This window comes from Planococcus beijingensis, assembly GCF_016820615.1.
Classification (GTDB): Bacteria; Bacillota; Bacilli; order Bacillales_A; family Planococcaceae; genus Planococcus; species Planococcus notacanthi.
This window is the reverse complement of the sequence record NZ_JADHDZ010000012.1, coordinates 13950-39085: the sequence shown is the minus strand read 5'-3', so window position 1 is coordinate 39085 and position 25136 is coordinate 13950. Positions and strand designations below refer to the sequence as shown.

21 protein-coding genes are annotated in these 25136 nt (G+C 46.6%); 3 read left to right on the top strand and 18 right to left on the bottom strand.

All coding sequences use genetic code 11. From position 1 onward, the window contains the following. Nucleotides 1-225: 225 nt before the first annotated feature. From IRE19_RS18145 to argF, 3 genes are read left to right on the top strand one after another with little or no spacing between them, the layout of a single operon-like run. Nucleotides 226-1296 carry a carbamoyl phosphate synthase small subunit gene (locus IRE19_RS18145; protein WP_203341429.1) on the top strand — a complete coding sequence of 357 codons (1071 nt, stop codon included), beginning with the start codon at nt 226-228 and terminating at the stop codon, nt 1294-1296. Continuing rightward, nucleotides 1289-4387 (top strand): carbamoyl-phosphate synthase (glutamine-hydrolyzing) large subunit, encoded by a 3099-nt coding sequence (carB, locus tag IRE19_RS18140; protein ID WP_203341428.1) that lies wholly within the window; start codon nt 1289-1291, stop codon nt 4385-4387. Before IRE19_RS18145 ends, carB begins: the two co-directional genes overlap by 8 nt. Then, nucleotides 4384-5337, top strand: a complete 954-nt coding sequence (gene argF / locus IRE19_RS18135; protein ID WP_191716923.1) for an ornithine carbamoyltransferase — start codon at nt 4384-4386, stop codon at nt 5335-5337. The genes carB and argF overlap by 4 nt, the downstream gene beginning before the upstream one ends. Before the next feature lie 55 nt (nt 5338-5392). Here the strand turns inward: argF and IRE19_RS18130 are convergent, their stop codons facing one another. The 18 genes from IRE19_RS18130 to IRE19_RS18045 form a co-directional block, all read right to left on the bottom strand. After that, nucleotides 5393-6835 carry a D-alanyl-D-alanine carboxypeptidase family protein gene (locus IRE19_RS18130; protein ID WP_238943299.1) on the bottom strand — a complete coding sequence of 481 codons (1443 nt, stop codon included), beginning with the start codon at nt 6833-6835 and terminating at the stop codon, nt 5393-5395. A 131-nt stretch (nt 6836-6966) separates the two neighbouring features. Further along, nucleotides 6967-7257 (bottom strand): RNA-binding S4 domain-containing protein, encoded by a 291-nt coding sequence (locus IRE19_RS18125; protein ID WP_146559535.1) that lies wholly within the window; start codon nt 7255-7257, stop codon nt 6967-6969. Nucleotides 7258-7259: 2 nt separating this feature from the next. Next, complete coding sequence (yabN, locus tag IRE19_RS18120; RefSeq protein WP_203341427.1) at nt 7260-8723, bottom strand: bifunctional methyltransferase/pyrophosphohydrolase YabN; 1464 nt, start codon at nt 8721-8723, stop codon at nt 7260-7262. Next, nucleotides 8720-10324, bottom strand: coding sequence for an oligosaccharide flippase family protein (locus IRE19_RS18115; protein WP_203341426.1), 1605 nt, complete (start codon nt 10322-10324; stop codon nt 8720-8722). Before IRE19_RS18115 ends, yabN begins: the two co-directional genes overlap by 4 nt. A 110-nt stretch (nt 10325-10434) precedes the next feature. Continuing rightward, nucleotides 10435-13968: a transcription-repair coupling factor gene (gene mfd / locus IRE19_RS18110; RefSeq protein ID WP_203341425.1), complete on the bottom strand. Its 3534-nt coding sequence runs from the start codon at nt 13966-13968 to the stop codon at nt 10435-10437. Nucleotides 13969-14036: 68 nt separating this feature from the next. Further along, nucleotides 14037-14600 (bottom strand): aminoacyl-tRNA hydrolase, encoded by a 564-nt coding sequence (pth, locus tag IRE19_RS18105; RefSeq protein ID WP_203341424.1) that lies wholly within the window; start codon nt 14598-14600, stop codon nt 14037-14039. 105 nt (nt 14601-14705) lie between these two features. Beyond that, nucleotides 14706-15353, bottom strand: coding sequence for a 50S ribosomal protein L25/general stress protein Ctc (locus IRE19_RS18100; protein ID WP_203341423.1), 648 nt, complete (start codon nt 15351-15353; stop codon nt 14706-14708). A gap of 113 nt (nt 15354-15466) precedes the next feature. After that, nucleotides 15467-16429: a ribose-phosphate diphosphokinase gene (locus IRE19_RS18095; protein ID WP_006830759.1), complete on the bottom strand. Its 963-nt coding sequence runs from the start codon at nt 16427-16429 to the stop codon at nt 15467-15469. Nucleotides 16430-16444: 15 nt separating this feature from the next. Then, nucleotides 16445-17818, bottom strand: coding sequence for a bifunctional UDP-N-acetylglucosamine diphosphorylase/glucosamine-1-phosphate N-acetyltransferase GlmU (glmU, locus tag IRE19_RS18090; RefSeq protein WP_203341422.1), 1374 nt, complete (start codon nt 17816-17818; stop codon nt 16445-16447). A gap of 245 nt (nt 17819-18063) precedes the next feature. Beyond that, nucleotides 18064-18348, bottom strand: a complete 285-nt coding sequence (gene spoVG / locus IRE19_RS18085; RefSeq protein WP_191716916.1) for a septation regulator SpoVG — start codon at nt 18346-18348, stop codon at nt 18064-18066. A gap of 212 nt (nt 18349-18560) precedes the next feature. Continuing rightward, the gene (locus tag IRE19_RS18080) at nt 18561-18938 is read right to left on the bottom strand and encodes a RidA family protein (RefSeq protein WP_191716915.1); all 378 of its coding nucleotides are present in this window, start codon (nt 18936-18938) and stop codon (nt 18561-18563) included. A gap of 1 nt (nt 18939) precedes the next feature. Further along, nucleotides 18940-19767: a pur operon repressor gene (gene purR / locus IRE19_RS18075; protein WP_203341421.1), complete on the bottom strand. Its 828-nt coding sequence runs from the start codon at nt 19765-19767 to the stop codon at nt 18940-18942. Between the two features lie 57 nt (nt 19768-19824). Next, a complete protein-coding gene (gene ispE / locus IRE19_RS18070; RefSeq protein WP_191716913.1) occupies nt 19825-20688 on the bottom strand; it encodes a 4-(cytidine 5'-diphospho)-2-C-methyl-D-erythritol kinase in 864 nt (287 codons plus the stop codon). A 147-nt stretch (nt 20689-20835) separates the two neighbouring features. Beyond that, on the bottom strand, nt 20836-21099 hold the full coding sequence (gene veg, locus IRE19_RS18065; RefSeq protein WP_006830753.1) for a biofilm formation stimulator Veg: 264 nt from the start codon (nt 21097-21099) through the stop codon (nt 20836-20838). Between the two features lie 163 nt (nt 21100-21262). Next, on the bottom strand, nt 21263-22141 hold the full coding sequence (gene rsmA, locus IRE19_RS18060; RefSeq protein WP_203341420.1) for a 16S rRNA (adenine(1518)-N(6)/adenine(1519)-N(6))-dimethyltransferase RsmA: 879 nt from the start codon (nt 22139-22141) through the stop codon (nt 21263-21265). Further along, on the bottom strand, nt 22138-22698 hold the full coding sequence (rnmV, locus tag IRE19_RS18055) for a ribonuclease M5 (protein ID WP_191716911.1): 561 nt from the start codon (nt 22696-22698) through the stop codon (nt 22138-22140). The genes rsmA and rnmV overlap by 4 nt, the downstream gene beginning before the upstream one ends. Nucleotides 22699-22813: 115 nt before the next feature. After that, nucleotides 22814-24175: a G5 and 3D domain-containing protein gene (locus IRE19_RS18050; protein WP_203341419.1), complete on the bottom strand. Its 1362-nt coding sequence runs from the start codon at nt 24173-24175 to the stop codon at nt 22814-22816. 77 nt (nt 24176-24252) lie between these two features. Continuing rightward, nucleotides 24253-25029 carry a TatD family hydrolase gene (locus tag IRE19_RS18045; RefSeq protein WP_191716909.1) on the bottom strand — a complete coding sequence of 259 codons (777 nt, stop codon included), beginning with the start codon at nt 25027-25029 and terminating at the stop codon, nt 24253-24255. Nucleotides 25030-25136: the final 107 nt, after the last annotated feature.

The following is a 25136-nucleotide window of genomic DNA, read 5'->3' as shown; positions in this document are numbered from 1 at the left end:
ATTATAAGCTTTTTCTATAATTTTCCCTATTTTCACTGCATTTCTCGGCGTTACATTCTTTTCAATTTTCTTTTTATTAATAAAAATACTATTGACTTAATTTTTATACAGTCTTATAATACTAATCATTATCTTTATATGAACATTCATAAGCTTTTTACACATAAAAAATAAAATCACACTAATAAATATACAAAATTAATGAATAAAATTGGAGTGAAGTGTATGACCGGATTGTTAACATTATCGAATGGACAAACATTTAAAGGCCATTGGCACGGCAAATCTTCTGCCATTCAAGGAGAAGTTGTATTTTTTACAGGCATGACCGGTTATGAAGAAGTTCTGACAGATCCCTCTTATAAAGGCCAGATCATTGTGTTTTCCTATCCGCTGATTGGTCAATATGGCATCCAATCCCTTTATGCGCAGTCTGATTCCATTCAAGTAGCCGGCATCATTGTTGCCGGCTTGTATGATGGGCCTTTGAGCAAAGATTCCATTCCACTCGCCGAATTTGCCATAAACCACGGCATTCCGATTTTGAGTGGTGTAGATACACGGTCGGTCATCCAAAATGTCCGCGAGTCTGGAACCATGCAATCCCAACTAATCCATACTTCTTTGCCGGAATTGGCCTGGGAACCCGTACAGACCTATTTTTTCCCGGCCACCACAACCACAGACAAAATCCAGACCGTCGGATCGGGTTCTGCCCACATCGGTTTGATTGATTTCCATTATAAATCCTCCATTTTAAATGAACTGCTCGAATTCGATTGCCGAGTCAGCATCATTCCATATGCAACTGCTACAGAAACGCTCGATTCGCTCCAACTGGACGGGCTGCTTTTTTCAAATGGCCCTGGAGATCCGGCAGCACTTCAGCATTTATTTCCTACATATCGAGATTGGGCTGAACGCTACCCAAGCTTTGGCATCTGCCTTGGACACCAGGTACTGGCTTCTGCCTTTGGCGCAAAAACGACAAAACTGGCATATGGACATCGGGGAGCCAATCATCCTGTGATGAACCTGCAGACTAAACGGGTCAGCATGAGTTCACAAAACCACAGTTACGTGGTCGAAAAAAACAGTTTGCAGGACACCCCGTTTTCTGTCCTTTACGAAAACGTCAACGACGGCAGTGTCGAGGGCCTAGTCCACGACACCTTGCCATTGAAGACCGTCCAATTCCATCCAGAAGCAGCGCCGGGACCAACTGACCACCTCGAATTGTTCCATCAGTTCCTGGCTGCGGCACAACAGAAAGAGAGTGTGAAAATGCATGCCTAAGCAACAGCAAATCAAAAAAGTATTGGTTATCGGTTCTGGCGCCATTGTCATTGGACAAGCTGCAGAATTCGATTATTCCGGCACACAGGCATGCTTGGCTTTGAAAGAAGAAGGCATCCATGTAATCCTGATCAATAATAACCCAGCGACGATCATGACTGATAAATCCGTTTCCGATCAAGTGTATTTTGAACCGATGACCTTGGAAAGCGCTACGGCCATCATCGAGAAAGAGCGCCCAGATGGTTTACTCGCAACAGTCGGCGGACAAACTGGCCTGAACTTGGCGATGGCTTTATCCGATTCCGGCATTTTGGCGCAATACGGCGTCACCTTGCTTGGCACTGATATGAAAGCCATCAAACAAGCTGAAGACCGCGAGCAATTCCGTTCCTTGATGAATGAGTTAAGCGAGCCGGTCCCGGACAGCAACATCATCTACTCGATTGAAGGCGCTTTGGAGTTTGCCGCTTCAGCCGGCTATCCACTCATCGTGCGCCCTGCTTATACACTCGGCGGCTTTGGCGGCGGAATTGCCGAAGATGAGGAAACTTACATCAAGCTGGTCAAACAAGGATTAAGCGCAAGCCCCATCCAACAATGCCTGGTAGAAATCAGCATCGCCGGCTACAAGGAAATCGAATATGAAGTCATGCGTGACGCAGATGGCACCTGCATCACCATTTGCAATATGGAAAACCTGGATCCTGTCGGCGTACATACCGGTGACTCGATTGTGGTGGCACCCAGCCAAACTCTGAACGATAAAGATTTCCATATGCTGCGGAGCGCTTCCATCCACATCATCGAAGCACTTGGCATCATCGGCGCGTGCAATGTCCAGTTCGCACTGCATCCCGAAACTTCCGCTTATTACCTGATAGAAGTCAATCCGCGTGTCAGCCGCTCTTCGGCACTCGCTTCAAAAGCAACAGGTTATCCAATCGCTAAGATTGCCGCTAAATTGGCAATCGGATACACATTGGCAGAATTGAAAAACCCAGTAACCGGCACAACATTCGCCAGCTTCGAACCTGCACTGGATTATGTAGCGGTAAAAATTCCGCGCTGGCCGTTTGACCAGTTTCCGCAGGCGGAACGCAGACTCGGCACACAAATGAAAGCGACCGGCGAAGTCATGGCCATCGAACGGCGCATGGAAGCTGCGCTGCAAAAAGCAATCCGCTCACTGGAACTGCCGATTGATGGCTTCCGTCTGGCGGCACTTGCTGATTTTCCTACTGATAGCTTATGCCAATTGGCGATCGAAGCCGATGACCGCCGGCTGTTTGTTCTTTTTGAACTGCTGGTGCGTGGACAGAGCATTGAATTTCTTCACAACATCACGGGGATCACCCCTTACTTCCTGTCGGTGATGGCCAATATCGTGAACGAATGGCAGGAACTGCAGCAATTAGATTGGAACAGCATGACACGTTCCCGCCTCCTGCAAGCCAAAACGCTCGGATTCAGCGATCAGCAGTTGGCTGACCTTTGGAATGTCTCTTGCCCCGAAATCTGGGGGCAGCGCCGCATTTGGCAAGTGACGCCCGCTTACCGCATGATCGATACATGCGCCGCTGAATTCCGCTCAGATACCAATTATTTTTATTCGACGTGGCAAGGTTCTTCCGATGTCGATCGCTCTCACCACAAGAAAAAAGTGGCGGTTGTTGGATCAGGGCCAATCCGCATCGGACAAGGCATCGAATTCGACTATTGCTGCGTACACAGTGTCATGGCCGCACAGAAACTTGGTTACGAAGCGATCATGATCAACAATAATCCTGAAACCGTCAGTACCGATTATGAAGTGGCAGACGCGCTGTATTTTGAACCGATGACGCCGGAAGATATTCTCAATGTCCTGGATTTTGAAGGCATCAACCAAGTCATCCTCCAGTTCGGCGGCCAAACCTCCTTGAATGTGGCAGCTGCCCTGCAGGATGCCGGCATCACCGTTCTTGGGTCTACTGTGGATCTGCTGGATCAAATGGAGGACCGTGACCGGTTCTATGCCTTCCTGGAGTCAATCGGCTTGCCGACCATTCCAGGCAAAACAGCTCTCGAAGCTTCTGCTGTCATCCCGGCAGCCCGCTCACTCGGTTTCCCGGTGCTTCTTCGCCCTTCTTACGTCATCGGCGGACGCGGCATGATCGTGTTGCAGAATGAAACAGAACTGAGCGAATGGCTTCAGCAGACCACTATGGAATTCCCTGTACTGGTCGATCATTTTGTCACCGGCAAAGAAGTCGAAGCCGATATCCTGACCGATGGCGAAAACGTCTGGGTTTCCGCTATTTTCGAACACGTTGAAGGAACCGGCGTCCATTCCGGCGACAGCATCTCCATTACGCCGCCCGTTTCCTTATCGCAACAGGCCATTGTGGAGCTTACTGAAACAGCGAAACACATTGCCACCAACATGGATTATACTGGCTTGTTCAATATCCAGTTCGTATATGAAGGCGATCAATTATTCGTTATGGAAATCAACCCGCGCGCTTCGCGGACAGCGCCGATCAGCTCGAAAGTGACGGATGTGCCGCTCGTTCAGCACGCCACGGCTTTATTGCTGGGAGTGCCGTTTGAAGAGCTCCATATTGAAGAAAGCTATAATGGACAGCCGGAATATACCGTGAAAGCGCCGGTATTCTCCCATATCAAACTTCCTGGATTATCGCCTGTCCTGTCTCCTGAAATGATGTCGACAGGTGAAGTAATCGGTTCAAGCCCTGACCTCGATACCGCATTGGCGAAAGCTCTGACCGGTGCCTCTGTCCAATTGGCCAATTTGGCCGACGGCGGGACAGTGTTTGTCGCGGACAGTTCAATTGACCAAGTGGACAACGCTTCATGGGAAGCACTCGGGTTCAGGATTGTCACAGAAGCGACTATGCCTTTCGAGGAATGGCTGAAAACAGAAACGAAGAAAGTTTATATCGACTTTGCCCCTGACCCGGAAAGCACCAACGCGAAGCAAGCTGCCATTCACCGTCTCCACGTATGGACACGCCCTGAAACCGCAGCAGCCTTCAACGGAACGTATTCATCCATTACCGCATTAGCGAAAGGAGTGCTTGCAAAATGACAATGGCGATCCCGTTTGCTCCATCGATTGTCCAAGAGGACTTCTTGTCCCTGAAAGATTACAGCACAGACGAAATCATGGATTTGCTGAACCTGGCAATTGAACTGAAAAAACCTGAGAACAAATACCTGCCGCTGTTGAAAGGCAAAGTGCTGGGCATGATTTTCGAAAAATCATCCACCCGTACACGCGTTTCCTTCGAAGCCGGAATGCTCCAACTGGGCGGCAACGCCATGTTCCTGAGCTCACAGGACACGCAAATCGGCCGAGGAGAAACCATTCCCGATACCGGGCGCGTACTGTCCGGTTACTTGGACGGATTAATGATCCGTACGTTCCATCAATCTGTAGTCCAGGAACTGGCAGACTTTAGTTCCATTCCCGTCATCAACGGCTTGACGGATGATTTCCATCCGTGCCAGGTGCTGGCGGACTTGATGACCGTTCTCGAACATTTCGGCACTTTGAAAGGCAAGAAAATGGCCTATATCGGAGACGGCAACAATATGGCCAACTCGTTGATGATCGGCGCTGCCAAAGTCGGCATGGACATCAGCGTCGCTTCGCCTGCCGCTTATGCACCTACTGCAAAGATGGTAGCGTTGGCTAAAGACATTGCCCAATATACCGGCTCGAAAATCGAAATTACGGAAAGCCCTGAACAAGCGGTTGCCGGAAGCGACGTAGTCTATACAGACGTCTGGGCAAGCATGGGGCAAGAGCAGGAAACCATCGAACGACTGCAGCACTTCCAAGGCTTCCAGGTCAATGAAGAACTCGTTAAGCATGCCAATGAAGATTATATTTTCATGCACTGCCTGCCCGCACACCGTGAAGAAGAAGTGACGACAGCTATTTTGGAAGGTCCGCATTCGGTGATTTTCCAGGAAGCTGAAAACCGCCTGCATGCTCAAAAAGCGGTTCTTGTTGCCTTGATGGGCGACAAATAACCCACAGCAAACAGAAACACCTCAGGAATCCATGGATTTCTGAGGTGTTTTTTGTCTACTTGCCACTAACTTTCAAGTACCCTTCCAGGGTCTTGCCGCTGTTCTTCAATTGCCCGGCCAATTCAGATCCCAGATAGCGGTAATGCCACGGTTCATACAGATAGCCTGTAATTTTTTCTTTGCCTTTCGGATACCGGAGAATAAAGCCATAACGATGGGCATTGGCTGCCAGCCATCTCCCTTCTTTTGTTGCGGCGAACGATTCTTTCAGCCATTGGGATTGATCGCTTCCGCCAAAGTCGAATGCCAATCCAGTCTGATGCTCGCTATAGCCGGGCTTGGCACTGAAGCGGTTGGCTTCCGCTGCCCCGTGCTTACTGACGTAGCTGTTGTACAGCTCATTTTGATACGCATAAGAACGGAAGCCGCTGAACGCCGTCAGCTGGATTCCTTGTTTTCTCGCCTCACCGGTCATGGCGTCCATCGCTTTTTGGGCCAGTTTGCTGACGCCTGGATTGTAGCTGGACGGCAGGCCGTATTTTTTATTGACGATCAGCACACCTGATGCATAAGTTCCCGGCGTTTCAGTGGAAGGTGCCGGATAAACTGCCGCTTTGCCTGGCGTTTCGTTGCTCAAGTAAGCTGAATTGACCCAGCCGGTTTTTTGGCCGTACTTCACTTTATACCAATTGGCGTCTTTTCCAAGATACTCTACCATTTTCCCTTTAGGTATCGAACCCACAATCGGATTGCTGGCACCCGGCTTGGAGCGCATGTTCAATTGGTCAAGGGTGACGTATGTGACGGGTTTGCCAGGCTGCGCTTTGGCGATCGGGAACAGCTCCGGAGCCAATAGCCGTGCCATGAATCCAGCAAAATGCTGGCGTTGCAAAGGCTCTGCCGGCTTGAATGCCCCTCCCGGAAAACCATTGGTGATGCCGGCCGTCGCCAACCGGCTTATGTATGCATTCGCCCAATGAGCAGAACTGACATCTGAGAAAGAAACACCTTTATCAGCTGTTAAACGATAGGCTTTCGTGAGAATTTTAGCCATCTCGGCACGGGTCAAAGCTCCTTTGGCATCAAAGTACTTGATGCCTTTCCCCGTTTCTTTGCCTTCAATAAAACCAAGCTGAACAGCTTTGGCAACTTCTTCATATCCGGCAGCACCTGGTTTCAAGTCTGCAAAGCCCGGATCAGGAACAGTGGTTTTTTTAGGTTTCATTTCACGCAGAATCATTCGCACTGCATCCAAGCGGGTAATGGTGGCTGCCGGTTGGAAGCTGCCGTCCGGAAAGCCGTTAATGATGCCCTGACCTGCCAGGAAATCAACTTCCTTTTTGAAAGTGGTAACGTCCCGGAAAGAACTTGCGGCGCTGGCCTGGCTCATGCCGATTGGTGAAGTTTGTTGCGGAGGAACCACTGAAACAGCGACCATCAACGCAGCGGCCGATAATCCGATTTTTTTAGCCATCGATTTTTGAGGCAATGCCATCATTTCCTTTCACCAGATCCCTTGCGGCGAATCTGTCTGTTTTCTATTTTCCATGGTATAGAAAATGAAAGGCCTTTTCCATGGTGCATTTTAATCAGAAAAAAAGCCTGCACTGGGCAGGCTTCGACAAATGCTTATGCTTCGTCATCAATAAATTCAGGTTCGATCTTTTCCAGCTTTTCTTCTTTCAAAATGGTGTACATATTGGCTGCTTCTTCTTTTTTCGCCACTTCTTTCAGCCCATCGATGCGCACCGTAACCACTTTTTGGCCGAAACGGATTTGCAGTTCGTCGTTTTCTTTAATGACCGAACTGGCTTTGGCTTTATTGCCATTTACCGTGATGCGGCCTTGGTCAGCCACTTGCTTTGCCAAGGTCCGGCGTTTGATCAAACGGGACACTTTCAAAAATTTATCGAGTCGCATGGTCAGTCTTCCTTTCTTGCCAACAGTTTGGCTTGGTTCCAGAATCCATCCAGCTGCTCCAATGTGTAGTCGCTGAAGTTTCCGGTTCCTTCTTTTACTTGCTGTTCAACATAGCGGAAACGTGTTTGGAATTTACGGTTCGCCTGCATCATCGCTTCTTCCGGCGACAAATCGAAGAACCGGGCAAGGTTCACCAAAGTAAACAATAAATCGCCGAGTTCGTCCAATTGGCGGGCTTTGGAACCTTTCGCCACTTCTTGTTGGAACTCCTGCAATTCTTCATGGAATTTATCCCATGCACCTGCAGCATCCGGCCAGCTGAAACCGACCTTCGCCGCTTTTTTCTGGTAATTGAACGATGTGGTCAATGAAGAACTGAAACGGTCCTGCCCTTCCAATAAAGAATCTGCAGCCGGTTTTTCCTGCGCTTTGATTTCCTGCCAATTGGCAATGACCTGTTCAGCGTTGTCAGCCGATACATCACCAAAGACATGTGGATGGCGGCGGATCATTTTGGCGCTGATGGATTCCAGCACATCCTCCAATTGAAAGTAGCCATTGTCCTGGCCAATCTGGGCGTGCAGGAACACCTGAAGCAACACGTCACCTAATTCGTCAGCAATCGCGTCATCGTCACCCTCCTGAATCGCCTGAAGCAGCTCGTGTGCTTCTTCTATCAAATAAGGGCTCAGTGACTCATGCGTTTGCTCGCGGTCCCACGGACACCCTTCAGGACTTCTCAGCTTCGCGATGATGCTGCGGAATGTCTGCCATTCTTTCAGCCGTTGTATTTGTTCCGCTGCGGGCGGCACGTAGACGGTCGTCAAGTTGTTGACTTCTGTCGAGCGGTCCAATTCATGAAGCGGCACGGTGCGCAGCACTTCGTCTGCAGATCCGGCCGCTGTGACGATAGTCACCGGATAATCATCCGGGTATTTTTCCATCAACGTCAATTTGACTTCCGATGCGCTGAAGCTGTCATAAACCTGGGCAATCAGCAGATGCTGTGTCATGTTCACCTGATCGCTGGTCATCTCCGTACCGTCCATCAATTGGAAACCTTCGATCGGATCGATGCGAAGCGCACCGAACAGCGAATCCAGGAAACTATGCCCACCTTCGATGGCTAATTGGCAACGTCCTTGCTTTTCAGCTTCGATCAAATTTTGCACTGTCTGTTCCGCCACTAACGGATGGCCCGGCACCGCATAGATTACTGCTGCCTGTTGGGACAAGCCAATCAGGGTTTCTGCAATTTCTTCATAGACCGGGCTGAAGCTATCATGTTTTTCATAAACGGCGTCAAAGCTCTCGAACGTTACGCCTTCTTCCCCAAGCTCTGTCAATACCGGATGGTCTGCAGTCCGCACGTATAAATTTTCTGCAGCTTTCAGTTTTTTATAGACACCCAGCGGCAATTGATTTAAATCTCCGGCACCCAGGCCGATTATGTGAATGGTGTTCATCGCTTCTCACCTTTTTTCTTTGAATTTATTGCTAATTGCAGTCCGGCCAGTTTGCGGCCGAACGGAATAATGTACCATTCCTTTTCGGTAATGATGCGGCTTCTGGCAATCAATGCCATGAATGCTACAGCACCAAGCGGAATGGCCGTCGCCGTGGTCAAAGCAGCGCCCAGGCGGCTTGATAAGCTATCAAAAAGATAGACATCCGCCAAAACCGACCAGCCCAGCACTGTTACGGACATCGCTGCAGCGGCGCCAAAAAGCCAGGCATAATAGGTCCACGGTGCAAACTGCAGCGGCCAGACTTTTTTGAAATAAAACAGCAGACCGGCTACAATCACAGCCAGACCGATATTCCCCGCAACAGCCGCGCCAGCCACTCCCCATACAGGAAGCAGCAGCCAATTGCTGACGACTTTCACTGCTAATCCCATGATCAACAGCAAAGCTGGAACCCTCACCTTACCGAAGCCATGCAGCATTGCCGTCATAATCAGCAGCAAGGACATCCAGACAATCTGCCAGTTGAAGATGATTAAAGCACCCGATTGTTCGCGTGTCTGGAACAGCATTTCATTAACATAAGGCATGACGAAAGTCAGCCCTACTGCAGCAGCGAATGCAAACAGGAACGATACACGGAAAGCCAACCTGGCATACATTTCAGCTGGCCTGCCGCTGTGTTTTCGGGAAGTCCGCGCCACTAAAGGCACAATCGCCAAAGTCAGCGAAGTGGCAATCAAAATACCGAATTGCACCAATGGCTGGCCCCGGTCATAAATGCCTTTCTGCTCCATGGCTGCAAGCCGCGACATGCCGCTTGCTTCCAATAGACGGAAAACGGTAAACGAATCCACCAGCTGGAACAGCAGCAGGATCAAGGAACTCATGCTGACGCTTATGCTGACTGCAGTCATTTCCTTGATGATTGGCCAAGTACGGATTGCGGAAGTATTCCTCAACATCTTTGAATGTCCGCGGAAATAGAGCAGCAGCAGAATCACGGCCCCAAGTCCTCCGGCAACCGCGCCCAGCATCGCCATCTGCCCTGCAGCATACAGTGAAAAACCGCTTGAAACAACAACCCACGTACCGAGTAAAATGACGGATACGCGCAGCCCCTGCTCCACCACTTGGGCGTAAGCAACCGGCGCCATATCATTGCGCGACTGGAAATGGCCTTTCAGCACGGCGAGCGGCGCCATCAGCAAGACTGAAAACGAACCGACTTTCAACAATTGATCCAATTGCGTGTCGCCCATCCATCCCGCCAGCAGTTCCGCACCCAAAAACAACAGCAGGAAAACGGTAAAGGAAATGATGGCTACATACATGAAAGCGACGCGCAGAATGGCGCCGTGGTCTTGCCTGCTGTTATCCGCCAGCAATTTGGAAACCGCTACCGCAAAACCATAGGAAGTCCAGATGCCGAAAATAGCGACAAACGGATAGACCTGCTGGTAGATATAGAACCCCTGGTCTCCGACGAGGTTTTGGAAAGGCACCCGATAGACCGCGCTCAGCAGCTTCACGATAAATCCAGCAATCGTCAGCAGCACAGCACCTTTCATAAATGATTTCATTGTGCCTTCATTGTTCACCGGATCCACTCATCTCTTGCTTATAGTGACTTTATGTGTTGGGAAAAAGGATTTTACTGTCATATACCGCTTCGGCTACTCGAGCAGTTTAAAAATAATCATTCTTTAACTTAACTAACCGGCTTCTCTTCACGGAGCGATTCCGGCAATAGTTTGATCATGCCTTCCAATACATCGAACGGATGCAGTTTCTTGGTTTTATTTTCATCGATGGACATGACCAGCTGCTGGCCGGCCATGCTGAACCCGACCGCGCGGCCATAGGCGGCAGATTCCTCCACCACTTTTCCGCCATTGATGCTGGCTGTGCCTTTTTCAGTCAATCGGATGGTTACGACTTTGCCATGTTGCTTGATCGATTCCACCCCTACTTGGCGAGCCCATACTTTCATGCGGGCAATGCGCAGCAAGCGGTCGGTTTCATTCGGCATATCGCCGAAACGGTCGATCAATTCATCCTGCAGCTCGATCATTTCTTCTTCCGTCTCTATGCCTTTGACACGTTTGTACATCTGAATCTTCTGGTAGCCATCGTTGATATAAGAATCAGGAATATAAGCATCGATGTCCAACGCAATTTCGATTTCCGGAACCACTTCTTTTTTGACTCCTGACTGGCGTTCCTCAATGGCTTCCTGCAGCATTTGTGAATACAGGTCAAAGCCGACAGAATCAATAAAGCCATGCTGCTGCGAACCGAGCAGATTTCCCGCTCCACGGATTGTTAAATCACGCATAGCGATTTTGAAACCGGAACCGAGCTCTGTGAATTCCTTGATTGCCATTAAGCGTTTTTCAGCCACATCTGTCAGCACTTTGTCGCGCTGGTACATAAAGTAAGCGTAGGCAACACGGCTCGAACGCCCGACACGCCCGCGCAATTGATAGAGCTGCGACAAGCCCATGCGGTCGGCATTGTAGACGATCAGCGTATTGACGTTTGGAATATCAATACCGGTTTCGATAATGGTGGTCGTCACCAGAACATCATAATCGCCGTCCAGGAATCCGAGAATGACGGATTCCAGTTCGGTCTCACTCATTTGCCCATGTGCATAACCGACGCGGGCTTCCGGGACCAGTTGTTGAATTTCTTCCACTTTCCGCGTCATATCATCTACACGGTTGTACAAATAAAATACTTGTCCGCCGCGTGCCATTTCACGTTCGATGGCTTCGCGCACAAGAGCGCCGTTATGCTCCATGACGTAACTTTGCACAGGGAAACGGTTGGCCGGCGGCGTTTCGATAACGGATAAGTCGCGCACACCGATCATCGACATATGAAGCGTCCGTGGAATCGGCGTTGCCGTCAGCGTCAGAACGTCCACATTGGTCTTCATTTGTTTGATCTTTTCCTTATGGGTGACGCCAAATCGCTGCTCTTCATCAATGATCAATAATCCCAAGTCTTTATACTGCATATCCTTCGACAAAATCCGGTGCGTACCAACAACAACATCCACCGAGCCATTCTTCAAGCCTTTAACGGTTTCGGTCTGTTGTTTTTTGGACCGGAAACGGCTCATCAAACCAACGGTGATTGGATAATCTTTGAATCGTTCACTCATTGTTTCAAAATGCTGTTGGGCCAATATCGTTGTCGGCACCAGGAACGCCACTTGTTTGCCGTCCAATACCGCTTTGAAAGCCGCACGGATGGCCACTTCAGTTTTTCCGTAGCCCACATCCCCGCAAATCAGGCGGTCCATAGGCCGTTCATTTTCCATGTCACGTTTTACTTCATTTATGGAACGCAATTGATCGACGGTTTCCTCGTAGGGGAATTCCGCTTCGAATTGGCGCTGCATATCCTGTTCTTCAGAAAATGCAAACCCTCTTAACGCTTCCCGTTCTGCGTAAAGTTTGATCAGGTCATCCGCAATATCCTGTACGGCTGCAGACACTTTCGTCCGGGTCTTCTTCCATTCGGCGCCGCCCATTTTATGCAGTTTCGGTTCTTTCTCTTCAGACGCGATGTATTTTTGAATCAAATCGATTTTGTCAACCGGCACAAATAATTTGTCGTCCGCTTTATAGACAATATGAAGGTAATCTTTGTGGACTCCTCCGCTTTCCAGCGTTTCGATGCCTACAAAACGGCCAATGCCGTGATGGATGTGAACGATGTAATCGCCCGGTTTGATTTCAGAATAACTCTTGATGCGTTCCGCATTCGTCAGCTTTTGCGCGCGTGTTTTCTTTTTCGGTTGCTGCTTGAACAATTCCGAATCGGTAATAACGGTCAAGCGCTGCAGCGGCATTTCAAATCCGGTCGACAATTCACCATCGACCAAATAGATTTTGCCGCCTTGGATTTCTGTTGAAGGTAAGGCAATTTCAGCTTCCATATCGTAATCTGCCAAAACGTCTCGTACTTTCTGCAGGCGATCGTCTCCCTGCGCCACGATAAAGATCTGGAACTTCCCTAAAGTCCAACGCTCCATTTCTGCTTTCAGCAAATGCATTTGGCCATGGAAGGATTGCATCGGCTTACAGGAAAAGGCAATCGACTTCTTAACCGAAACCATAGGAAATGTCCGTACGAATAAAGACAGGAACGTTACTTGCTGTTGAAGCTTCGACATGATTTCGCGGAATGTATACGTTAACGAAACGTCATGAAGAAACTTGCCTTCTTCCAGCAACGAAACGATCCAATCGCCTTCTTCACGTTCCAGCGTATCTGTCATTTCCTGAATCCGACCCAGTTCATCAAAAAAGACCAGTCCATTTCCCGGGAAATAATCACCTAGAAAGGCCGTTTGGGTATCAATCAACGAAGCATATTTGGCTAACTGCTCGGGAGTTTCACCTTGCTTCAATAAATCAATGTCATGTTGGACATGCTGAAGCATCAATGTTTTCGTATCGTCAGCTTTTATCTTCTTCAAGCTTGTTGCCAGTTTTGCTTCCAGTTTCCCTGCCAGGGTGATGCGTTGGTCTTTCGACAGCACCAATTCGCTGGCTGGCAAAATGCACAGTGACTGGACTTTTTCGAGAGAACGTTGGTCTTCAGCTGAAAATAGCCGCAATGAATCCACTTCTGTATCGAATAATTCAATACGCACCGGATGTTCCAGGTTAAGCGGATAAATATCCAAGATTCCGCCTCGGAGTGCGAATTCACCAGGGGTGGTCACCATTGGCGTACGGGAATAGCCCATCGCCACTAATTTCAACAACCATTCGTCTGTATCCAGTTCTTCACCTTCTGAAATCCGAAGTGTAGCGTAATCCCATTGTTCTTTCGTTGGCAAGAGCTTACGCATTCCCGCAACCGGTGTGATGTACACGCCTTTGCCTATGCTCTTCATGTGATCCAGCGTATCAATTCGGTGGGCCCGTAGTTCAGGACCCGAGAAAGACACTTCTGCGGCAATCAACTCTTCCGCTGGGTAAAGGTGAACCTGCTCTTCCCCGATCAAACGCACCAAATCATCGTATACGCGCTGAGCATGCAATAAATTCGGCGTCACAATCAATAACGGGTTTTCCGTTTCAGACCAGATGGTTTGGTAGAAAATCGGCCGTGCACTGCCCGATAAACCCGAAATCAGTTGATGGTCCTGCCCTTTTTTCAAATCAGCTATAAATTTCTGTGTATGGGTATCCTCCGAAAAGGTTTGTAAAATGTGGTTCATTCAACTTCCTCCTTCCAAAACATATAAGAAACAGAAAAAAGCTCTGAACGCCCAATGCGTCAAAGCGGTTATGCTCCATTAAATTGATTCATTACTTCTACATACGGTTTTGACAACCATGTCTCACAGGCTGCCGCGCTTTTCTTAATGGCGTCATCCACTTCCGGCCTTTCCTCTTTCGAGAATCGCTGCAGCACATAATCCGGCACTTTCATACCTGCAGGCGGACGGCTGATGCCAATGCGCAACCGATTGAATTCTTGGCTGCCTAAATGCTGAATCAATGATTTGATGCCATTATGGCCACCCGCGCTGCCTTTTTGGCGCAAACGCAACTGCCCGGTCGGCAAATCAAGATCATCGTAAATGACAATGATGTCTTTTAGAGCGACATCGTAATATTCCATTAACGCACTGACGCTTTCCCCGGACAAATTCATATAAGTCAATGGCTTCAAGAGTATCACTTTGCCCTCAGGCTTATGGGTCACGGAATACATGCCCTTGAATTTGGATTGCGTCAATGGTGCGTTCCATTGAGCCGCCAAATAGTCGATCACTTTAAAGCCAATGTTATGGCGTGTATCTTCATATGCTTTACCTGGATTTCCCAGGCCAATAATCAGTTTCATACCCATCTTCCTTTGCTTTTTCACTGCCTTCTATTTTACCATAACCAATCTTGAAACAAAAAAATAGGGACTGTCTCTCGACAGCCCCTTATTTCTTGTTCGTATTTACGCTTCTTTGTTTTCTTCAGAATCTTCGCTGCCAACCACTTCTGGTTCTGCATCTTCGTCAGATACAGTTTCAAGCTCGTCCAATTCTTCTTGAGTACGAGGAGCTGTTACAGAAACAAGGATAAAGTCATCTTCGTCCAAAATTTCGTAAGATACAGTTCCACGGATATCGCCAACTGTGATTGTTTCGCCAATCGCCAGTTCAGTGGTATCCACTTCCAAAGCATCCGGAATATCAGAAGGTTTCACGCGAACATTTACTTCACGGTTCGGTTGTGTGATAAAGCCGCCTTCTTTTTCGCCTACAGATTCGCCAGTCAAGTGAACAGCTACTGCCACTTCAAGCTCATCGGACATATTGATTGCCAAAAAGTCGACATGTTTAAAGCTTCCTTTTAGGGCGTCCATTTGATAATCGCTCAAGACGACGTTTATTGTCGTGCCATCGATTTCAAGGTTGATTACGCCATTACGTCCGGATTCACGCAAAGTTTTAATTAAGTCAATTTCAGAAACAGTTACTGGTGTTGTTTCGGTTTGGAAACCGTAGACGACGCCCGGTACATTTCCTTTCGAACGAAGTTCGGTCAAAGCAGAATTCTTATTGCTGCTTTCTCTTTTTTGTGCGGTCATTTTTACAGTCATTACTTTCAGCCTCCAGTTATATTAAAAGTACATAATCACGATAGGTACATAATATGTATATACCCGTTCTTTGTATTTATGAAACATGGAGCATAGAAAGATATTGTTGATGATCAATCAAAAAGAGTGCTGACTGATTTTTGTTCGTGTACACGGACGATTGTTTCAGCCAATAGGCGTGCTACGGACAACTGTTTGATTTTAGGAGATTTCTTTTCTTCAGGCAATGCAATCGAGTTGGTAATAATCAATTCTTTGATAACTGAATCATTGATGCGTTGTACGGCAGGTCCAGAAAGTACTGGATGTGTACAGCATGCATAAACTTCTTTCGCTCCACTTTCAATTAATGCGCTGGCAGCAATTGAGATTGTGCCGGCCGTGTCAATGATGTCATCGATGATGATGGCCGTTTTGCCTTCTACATTACCGACGATGTTCATGACTTCCGCGACATTCGGACGTGGGCGTCGTTTATCAATGATTGCAATTGGTGCTTTCAGACGGTCTGCCATTTTGCGTGCGCGCGTTACCCCGCCGTGATCCGGCGAAACGATGATGACATTTTCCAAGTCAATGCCGCTCTCGTTAAGGAAGTAATCGGACAGCAATGGGACAGCCACCAAATGGTCAATCAAAATATCAAAGAATCCTTGAATTTGAGGAGCATGAAGGTCCAAAACAATAACGCGTGTAGCTCCAGCAGTTTCCAATAAGTTTGCTACCAATTTCGCTGTAATCGGTTCACGTGAACGGGCTTTACGATCCTGGCGTGCGTAGCCGTAGTAAGGAATTACAACATTGACCGTACGGGCAGAAGCACGTTTGACGGCATCGATCATGATCAACAGTTCCATCAAGTTCTCATTGACAGGCTGAGATGTCGATTGCACGATAAATACATCGTAACCGCGAATACTTTCTTCGATATTAATCTGGATTTCCCCATCGCTGAAATGTGTAACTGAACTTTTCCCAAGCGGAATGCCTGCGTGTTCAGAAATTTCTTCAGCCAGCTCCTGGTTCGAATTCAATGAAAAGATTTTCAATTTTGAGTTTGCATTTTGATAGCCCATTAGGTGTGAACCCTCCTATTTTTTACCGTTCAGTTTGTTTGCATAGCCTTCTTTATTTTCCTGGCGCGCGCGAGCAATCGCCAATGAATCCTCAGGTACATCTTTGGAAATGGTTGAGCCTGCAGCTACATAAGATCCTTTGCCTACAGTGACCGGTGCAATCAAGTTCGAGTTGCAGCCGATAAAGGTATCATCTTCAATAACGGTCTGAAACTTATTTTTCCCGTCGTAATTCACTGTGATGGTTCCACAGCCGATATTCACGCCAGTGCCAACTTGAGCATCGCCAATATAGCTCAAGTGGGAAACTTTGCTGTCGTTTCCGACTTCTGATTTTTTGACCTCGACAAAGTTGCCGATTTTCACGTCATTGCCCAAAACGGTCTGTGGACGAATGTGTGCAAATGGCCCTACAGCTGTATCCGTGCCGATGCTGCTGTCATGGATTTCAGAACTGCGAATTGCTGTGCGGTCGCCGATGACACTGTTGACAATATGGGTATTGGAAGAAATGATGCAGTCTTCTCCAATTCTCGAATTGCCGTCAATCGTGACATTCGGATGGATAATGGTGTCTGCTCCAATTTCAGCTTGTGCACTGATGTAAGCAGTCGCAGGATCGATAATGGACACTCCGGCTCTCATGTGCTTTTCAGCAATCCTTTTGCGCATGATGCCTTCAGCCTGGCTCAATGCTACACGGTCATTTACACCCAATGTTTCATCAAAGCTGTCTGTCGCATAAGCCGCAACGATTTCACCTTGTTTTTGAAGGATTTCAATTACGTCAGGCAAATAATATTCACCTTGAACGTTATCGTTGGAAACCAATTTCAATGCTTCAAATAATGCTTTATTGTCAAAGCAATAAGTACCCGTATTGATTTCTTTTACTTGCTGCTCTTCTGGGGATGCATCTTTCTGCTCGACAATCTTTTCAACAATGCCTGCACTGTTGCGAAGAATGCGTCCGTATCCAGTCGGATTCTCGGCAATCGCCGTCAAAATTGTTGCTTTCGCCTGCGTTTCCGCATGTTGGTCAAGCAAAGCCTGCATTGTTTCCGGACGGATCAACGGCGTATCGCCACAAACAACCAATGTCGTTCCTTCCAGTCCTTCAATCAATGAAGCTGTCTGTTGGACGGCGTGTGCTGTTCCCAATTGTTCCGCCTGTAAAGCATATTCACTTTTATCGCCCAGTTGCTGCTGAACTTTTTCAGCGCCATGCCCGACAACCGTCACAATTTTTTCAACGCCGAGCTGTTCGACGTTTCCTGTTACATGCTCAACCATTGGCATGCCGCAAACCGGATGAAGCACTTTATACAGTTTCGACTTCATTCGTGTGCCTTGGCCAGCCGCTAAAATTACTGCATATGTATTTGCCATTCCTTACCCCTCCTCTTAATCCGATAGAATTCCTTTTTTCACAATCCTATCCAGTCATTTCTTCTATTGCTTGATAGATCCAGTTTTCAGCTGGCTATGTCAATTAAAAAATTCGCTTTTCCTTATTGACTATAGCGGAAAAACCTTGATTTTTCAAGGTTTCAGAGCATGACAATACCATGACAAAAAAAGTCAAACAAAAAAAGAGCCCTTATTATGAAAGAAGGCCCTTTGATTCAGCTCTATTAAACGCTGGCATTTTCCAATACCGCTTCGTTTTCACTTTGCTCATATGCAGTTAAGACAGCTTCTTGAAGCTTGGTACGCGCGCTCGAGTTGATCGGGTGTGCAATATCCCGAAATTCTCCATCCGGAGTTCTTTTGCTCGGCATTGCGACAAACAAGCCGTCATTTCCATCAATCACTCGAATGTCATGGATGACGAATTCGTTGTCTAGCGTGATAGAAGCGATTGCTCTCATTCGGCCATCGGTTTGTACACGTCGTAATCTCACATCTGTTACTTCCATTCTCTTCATCACCCCTTATCTCAGCTGCTATTTTTCATTCCTAATTATGGGTATTCGCCATAAAGGACTAATCTCCTTCATAATTTACAAAACTTATTAGAAAATTTGCTCAATGGAAGAAAAAACCGGAAAGAAAGCTGAGTTCATCGGCAAAAAAAATACAGGCAAGCCCATAGTTCATGGGTTTGCCTGTATCCTTCAAAAAGAATTACTTAGCTGTTCACTTTTGCAATAACTTCGATTTCCACTTTTACGTCTTTTGGCAAACGCGCCACTTCGACAGTTGAACGCGCCGGCTTATGGTCTCCGAAATACGCTGCATAAATCTCATTCATTTCTGCAAAATCGTTCATATCTTTAATGAAGACAGTTGTCTTGATCACGTCACCAAGAGAAGAGCCTGCTTCCGCAAGAACCGCTTTCAGATTTGAAAATACCTGATGCGTTTGATCAGCAATTGTGCCTTCAACCAATTCGCCGGATGCTGTTAATGGAATTTGACCTGAACTGTATAGAATTCCTCCTGAAACCACGCCTTGTGAATAAGGGCCAATCGCTGCTGCCGCTTTGTCTGTCGCTACGTAATTCATATTAAATTCCTCCATTTTCAAAGTAGTTTCCTTCTTCTAAAGCAATGGTGCGTTCTTTTTCACTGACTTCATGCAATTTAACAAGAGACAGGTATTTTTCGACCAGCCGCTCATCCGAATGCTCCGCCTCTACGAGGACTGCAACACCCGCTAACGTGCATTCGAACTCTTCCAGCAGGTTCTTCATGCCGTTCATCGTTCCGCCGACTTTCATGAAGTCGTCCGTGATGAGTACACGTTGGCCGCTCTTCATGCTGCGTTTGGATAACACCATGGTCTGTATGCGGCGGGAAGACCCCGATACATAATTGATGCTGACTGTAGAGCCTTCCGTCACTTTGCTGTCTCTTCGGACAATGACTACCGGCACATTCAAATGGCGGGCAATCGCATGGGCAATCGGAATGCCCTTTGTAGCTACCGTCATTATGACATCAATTTTGGCATCAGCAAATGCCGTCGCAAAAACTTTTCCGACACGGTTCATCATTTCCGGGTTGCCCAGTACATCCGTCATGTATAAATAGCCGCCCGGCAACAATCTGTCGGAATGGCTCAACTCTTCCATCAAGTCTGCCATAACGGCTTTGATGTCTGCAGCCTGCAACCTGGGAATATACTTAACACCGCCCGCTGCCCCTGGAACCGTCATCAATAAACCCGTTCCTTTTTCTTCGAACGTTTCTTTGACAATGCCCAAATCTTCACTGATGGAAGACTTAGCGGATTGGTACAGATCCGAAAAATACGTCAGCGGAATCAATTTATGCGGGTGTTCCAATAAAAATTGTGTCATATCAACAAGCCGTTCACTGCGCTTCCACTTCAAAACTACCCTCTCCTAAACACGAATGATTTATAGAAAACTTACCATAAATGTACGTATTTAAGCAAGCAGCTCCCGTTCGCCGATCAAGCGTACTGCATATACTTCCGAACAAAAGCCCCGTAAGCCATTGTAAATCCGCGGAATGCGCGCTTCTTGATGGACCAGGCCAAAAACTGTAGGCCCGCTGCCGCTCATCAAGACAGCATCTGCACCAAATTTTTTCATCTGTTCTTTTATCTGTTCCACTTCCGGATACAATTTCAACGTCACACTTTCCAATGCATTGCCTAAATTAGCACACATCGCTTCATAATCGCCTTCATTGAGTGCCCGGATCATCCCTTCTGTATCTGGATGCTGTGCAGATTGGACATCAAATGCACCATAGACATCAGCTGTAGAAACGCCAATTGTCGGTTTTGCCAAGATAACCCAGCAATTCGGCGGAGTCGGCAATTCCTGGATGATCTCACCACGGCCTCTGGCTAATGCGGTACCGCCATAAACGCAGAAAGAAACATCCGATCCAATTTTGGCACCCAGTTCCGCCAGCTCATCAAGCGACAGGTTCAATTGCCAAAGTTTGTTCAGGCCTTTTAATGTTGCAGCTGCGTCACTGCTGCCGCCGGCTAATCCTGCTGCTACCGGAATTTTCTTATCCAGGGAAATAATGACGCCGGTCTTTATATTGAACGTATCTTTAATCAATTGTGCCGCCTGGTAGGCCAGGTTGCGGGAGTCGTTCGGCACAAAACGGTCTGCAGACTGAATATGTATCCCTTTTGCTGTTCCCATCAATCCAATGCGGTCCGATAAATCCACAGTTGTCATGATCATTTCAATTTCATGGTAATTATCCGGACGTTTATGTAAAACATCAAGTGTTAGGTTAATCTTGGCAGGTGCTTTCACGTAGAGCATCTCACTGCCTCCTTTATATTCTGATGAAGACTATTTTAACATACCGCGAGGCAATGGAAAGCAAAGTGCTGGCAGAAACAAAAAAACTCGCCTTCCGCTTGATTAAGCAGTAGCAAGTTTTGAAGAATCTTATAAAATGTAGTTCAATTATTTCACGACAAGTGCATCTTCTGTTCCTTCGTACACAGTAATTTCTACCGCTTCAGTTAAGATGTCTGCGTAGCTGTAAGACACGCGTTCGAATGCATGCTCTTCTTGATCAAGCTCAATCACAAACACAGAGTGATATGTTTCGCGCAGGATTCCAGCACGTTCGACCGTTTTCTTGCGACCTCCGTTTGCCTTTAAAAGCAATCGTTTTCCTAAATGCAGATCCAACGATTTTTTAATATCCGCCAAAGTTTTGGGCATTTTGTCTACACCTCACTATAGACAAAATTCTACCATAATTTATTGAAATAGTCAAGCAAATTCCTAATTTTATCAGCGTCTATCCGTTTATGTCAATATTTTTTTATTCGAAATATCTTTATCCCGAAATAAGTTGTGCCGATATTGTAACAGAATGCCGATATTAGTGGAAATAAGCGTATAATTTGTCGGCCAATAAGCCAAATTCTTTAATGGTCAAGGTCTCTCCGCGCCGTGCCGGATCGATTTCCGCTTCTTCCAACGCTTTTAAAATCAGTTCTTTCTTTTCTTTGCCAAGCGGCATCGCAACTTGAAGGTTGTTTAAAATAGTTTTTCTTCGTTGAACAAACGACCCTCTCGTTACGCTAAAGAAGAAGTCTTCATCAATCACTTCCACTTCCGGCACTTCCCGTTTAGTCATGCGGATGACAGCGGAATCTACATTCGGCTGCGGCAGGAAAACAGATTTGGGAACAGTCAACGCCATTTCAGCCTGTGTATAGTACTGGATAGCGATAGAAAGAGATCCGTATGCCTTTGTTCCAGGTTTGGCTGTAATGCGCTCAGCCACCTCTTTTTGAAGCATAACGACCATGCCTCGGATCGGCAGCTTTTCCAGCAATAGTTTTAAGATGATGGGTGTCGTAACGTAATAAGGCAGATTGGCTACAACGACAATGTCGTCATACCCTGCCAATTCGTTGTCGATGGCTGCTTGTACATCCGTTTTTAGAATATCGGCATGAACGATAGAAATATTGTCGTAAGGAGAGAGTGTGTCGTCAAGAACCGGCAGCAGACGCTGATCGATTTCAAAAGCCAGTACTTTCCCTGCTTCTCTTGCCAAGTGCTCCGTCAAAGCACCAATACCGGGACCGATTTCAATGGCAGCAGACTGTTTGGTCAGTTTCGCCTGTCCAACGATTTTACGTAAAATATTGGGGTCGATCAGAAAGTTCTGCCCCAGGCTTTTCTTCACTTTTAAATTGTACTTTGCCATAATCTGCTGTGTCCGGATGGGTGTAGCAATATCTTTAGTCATTGGTTTTCCTCCTGAATTAACGCTTGTACCGCTTTGATGAACTGGTCTTTCGAGATACCGAACATGTGAAGCCGCTTTTGGAGCTGCTTACCGTTCGTATAGCCGATTTGCAGAGTGTTGCCAAGTTGTATACGGCGCTGCTTCGCTTTAGGATGGGCGACAAGTCCGGCATCGATCAAGTCTTCCATTGTAATCTCTACAGGACGCTCTTCCTGAAGCGGCGTATAGACGGCCTGCAAGGCTTCTCGGATGTCTTCATCGCGAGCATGCTCGATCCCTAAACCTTTGCCGTTTTTAGCAATCGTTTTTTCCTTCGCCAAAAATGCATGTTTCGCCTGAGGCACATGTTCTTCAATAATAGCACGGATCCGCCGCCCGGGATAATCAGGATCTGTAAAAACAATGACCCCTCTCTTTTGTTGGGCATGAGCAATGCGCTGCAGCGTTTCTGCTGAAATCGCCGAACCATTTGTTTCTATTGTATCTGCAATGACAGCTCGTTTGATTGCTACCGTATCGTCTTTTCCTTCAACTACTATAATTTCGTTTATTTTCATTTATTCTGTTCCTCTTTTCAAGCTTCTTGTTTTATTCTACACGTTGGCGGGTAGACATGTAAAAAGCTTTCCCGGGAAATATCCCAGGAAAGCCTGTAGTGGAATGGTTTGTAGATTAGTTAAGTACTCTCACTTTTACTTGTTTGCGCCCAAATGACAATGCATCGGATTTATTGGCCATGAACAAATCGATTTTATTGCCTTTGATTGCTCCGCCTGTATCGCCTGCGATTGCGTTGCCGTAACCTTCAACCCATACTTTAGAGCCTAGCGGAATAACGCTAGGATCCACTGCAATTACTTTAAGGCCTGGATTGGCATGCAGGTTGATGCCTGTCGCTGTAATGCCCGAGCATCCCGTGCAGCTTGCTGTATAAGCTGTAGCTGACACGTAGAATTCTTTACCGCCTGCTGGCTCTTCAGCTGGTTGGGCTTTTGCCGGTTCAGCTTTTGCTGGTGCTGGCGTTGCTGCTTTTTCAACAGAAGCCGTTTTCACTGCTGCTTTCTCCTGCTTTTTCTCTTGTGCAGGAGCTGCCTGTGTTGCAGGTGTTGCTTTTGCTGCTGGTGCCGCTTTTGTTTGAGCCCCACGTGAGACGCTGGCTACAACTGTCTTCGTACCGACTGCCGTTACTTGCTTGGTTGGTTCTTTTACAACTTTTTCGTTTTTAAGATCACGTTTTACTTCTTTACCGTTTTCTTTGATTACTTCATACGTTTTTTTAACTACACCATTTGCGCCTTTTTGAACGACTTTTTCGTTGCCTTTAAGCAATGAATCGTCTTTTTTTGTCTCTACTGCATATTTCACAGTATCTTCGACTACATCGGTGACCTTTTCAACACGAACCACTTTGACTTTTGAATTTGGAAGAACCAGTTCGTCCATTTCTTTTTCCACTCGGTCAAGTTTGCCTAAAGAAACTTTATGTTGTTTTAAAAAGTCAGCGACCGTAGTCGAAGTAGACCATACTTTCTTTTCATTAAGACCGTCTTGAATAGTAACTTCATAGGCTTTTTCAACTGAAATGGTTGTTTCTTCATCTACTTGTTCATCCAAAGCAGGTGATACTTTATCATGTTTTGTAAGTTCAACATTTGCTTTAGCTAAAATTTCGGACACTGTATTTTCAGTTGTCCATGCAGAAGTAGCTTTTCCATCAACTGTTACGTTATATTGTTCTGCTGCATCCCACTCGAGTGCCAAATCTTCATTGATCGGCGTTTCCTTTGAATGGCTTAAGAAATCATGTTCTCCAGCTTCGATTTCCTGTTCCTCCAAAAATGCTCCAACTGTTTCTGCATGTGTTCTTACTTCTTCCTGTTCACCATTCGCTGTTACGATAACAGTATTTTTTGTACCTTCATATATAGCAAAAGTTAAAACCGCTGCGAACAACAATACAGTTGCGATTGTGACCGCCAATGATTTACCTTTGAATATTTTTGATGAATTGGTATTATTTGCTTCATTTGACAAAAATAACTCCTCCTTCTTCACCTGAGTGATTATATGGGCTCATTTCCAATGTGTCAATCAATACGAATTTCTCAATTTCACTTTATTTGAGAAAGCTTATAAAACTTTTCTGCGTTTTGTGTTGTCGCTTTGGCGACCTCTTCTACTGAAATTCCTTTCAATCGCGCAATTTCTTCCGCAACCAATGGCACATAAGATGGTTCGTTTCTTTTTCCCCGGTAGGGATGGGGAGCTAGATATGGAGCATCTGTCTCAATCATCAAGTGATCAAGTGAAATCAACTCGGCCACTTCTTTCGGCTTTTTGGCATTTTTGAATGTTACGGGTCCGCCAAGCGAAATCATGAAGTTCATTTCTATACTTTCACGGGCCGTCTCCACACTGCCACTAAAGCAATGCATGACACCGCCGATTTCTTTCGCGTTTTCTTCTCGAAGAATTGTCAGCACATCTTCTGTAGCTTCCCGGTTATGGATAATAATCGGCAATTTGACTTTTTTTGCCAACCGAATCTGCTTCCGGAAAATTTCCTGCTGTACTTCTTTTGGTGATTTGTCCCAGTAGTAATCCAATCCGGTCTCCCCGATTCCCACTACTTTTGGATGAGCAGCAAGCTCTTCAATCCATTTCAGATCTTCTTCAGTACAATCGATTGCATCAACTGGATGCCAACCAACTACCGCGAAGATGAATTCATAAGTTTCGGCCAAATCGATGGCCCGTTCGATCGTTTTTCGGTCGAAGCCGATGACTACCATTTTCTCCACGTGATTTTCTCTTGCGCGCTCAATGACTTGTACAAGGTCCTCATCATATTGGTCTGCATTTAAATGTACATGGGTATCGATAAACATCAATCATTCTCCTCACATTAAGCTTTATTCTAATGGTTCTACCTGTATCTTTCTTCACAGCAACATTACAATTAGGTAACAAAACATGTTAGTTCAATGTCAAAAGC

Coding starts and splice junctions, on each gene's coding strand:
- pth (WP_203341424.1), bottom strand. CDS start 14,600: ATGAAACTGATTATTGGCCTGGGAAATCCAGGTAAAGCATATGAAGAT.
- glmU (WP_203341422.1), bottom strand. CDS start 17,818: ATGGCAAATACATATGCAGTAATTTTAGCGGCTGGCCAAGGCACACGA.
- IRE19_RS18095 (WP_006830759.1), bottom strand. CDS start 16,429: ATGGGCTATCAAAATGCAAACTCAAAATTGAAAATCTTTTCATTGAAT.
- rnmV (WP_191716911.1), bottom strand. CDS start 22,698: ATGAAAATAAACGAAATTATAGTAGTTGAAGGAAAAGACGATACGGTA.
- ispE (WP_191716913.1), bottom strand. CDS start 20,688: ATGCTCTACGTGAAAGCACCTGCCAAGATTAACCTAACACTTGATGTT.
- carB (WP_203341428.1), top strand. CDS start 1,289: ATGCCTAAGCAACAGCAAATCAAAAAAGTATTGGTTATCGGTTCTGGC.
- IRE19_RS18080 (WP_191716915.1), bottom strand. CDS start 18,938: ATGAATTACGTAGCGACAGACAAAGCGGCAGCAGCGATTGGCCCTTAT.
- spoVG (WP_191716916.1), bottom strand. CDS start 18,348: ATGGAAGTAACAGATGTGAGATTACGACGTGTACAAACCGATGGCCGA.
- IRE19_RS18125 (WP_146559535.1), bottom strand. CDS start 7,257: ATGCGACTCGATAAATTTTTGAAAGTGTCCCGTTTGATCAAACGCCGG.
- IRE19_RS18145 (WP_203341429.1), top strand. CDS start 226: ATGACCGGATTGTTAACATTATCGAATGGACAAACATTTAAAGGCCAT.
- IRE19_RS18100 (WP_203341423.1), bottom strand. CDS start 15,353: ATGACTGTAAAAATGACCGCACAAAAAAGAGAAAGCAGCAATAAGAAT.
- yabN (WP_203341427.1), bottom strand. CDS start 8,723: ATGAACACCATTCACATAATCGGCCTGGGTGCCGGAGATTTAAATCAA.
- veg (WP_006830753.1), bottom strand. CDS start 21,099: ATGCCCAAAACTTTGGCGGATATTAAAAAATCGTTGGATCTGCATTTA.
- IRE19_RS18045 (WP_191716909.1), bottom strand. CDS start 25,029: ATGTTTATCGATACCCATGTACATTTAAATGCAGACCAATATGATGAG.
- rsmA (WP_203341420.1), bottom strand. CDS start 22,141: ATGACTAAAGATATTGCTACACCCATCCGGACACAGCAGATTATGGCA.
- argF (WP_191716923.1), top strand. CDS start 4,384: ATGACAATGGCGATCCCGTTTGCTCCATCGATTGTCCAAGAGGACTTC.
- IRE19_RS18130 (WP_238943299.1), bottom strand. CDS start 6,835: ATGATGGCATTGCCTCAAAAATCGATGGCTAAAAAAATCGGATTATCG.
- mfd (WP_203341425.1), bottom strand. CDS start 13,968: ATGAACCACATTTTACAAACCTTTTCGGAGGATACCCATACACAGAAA.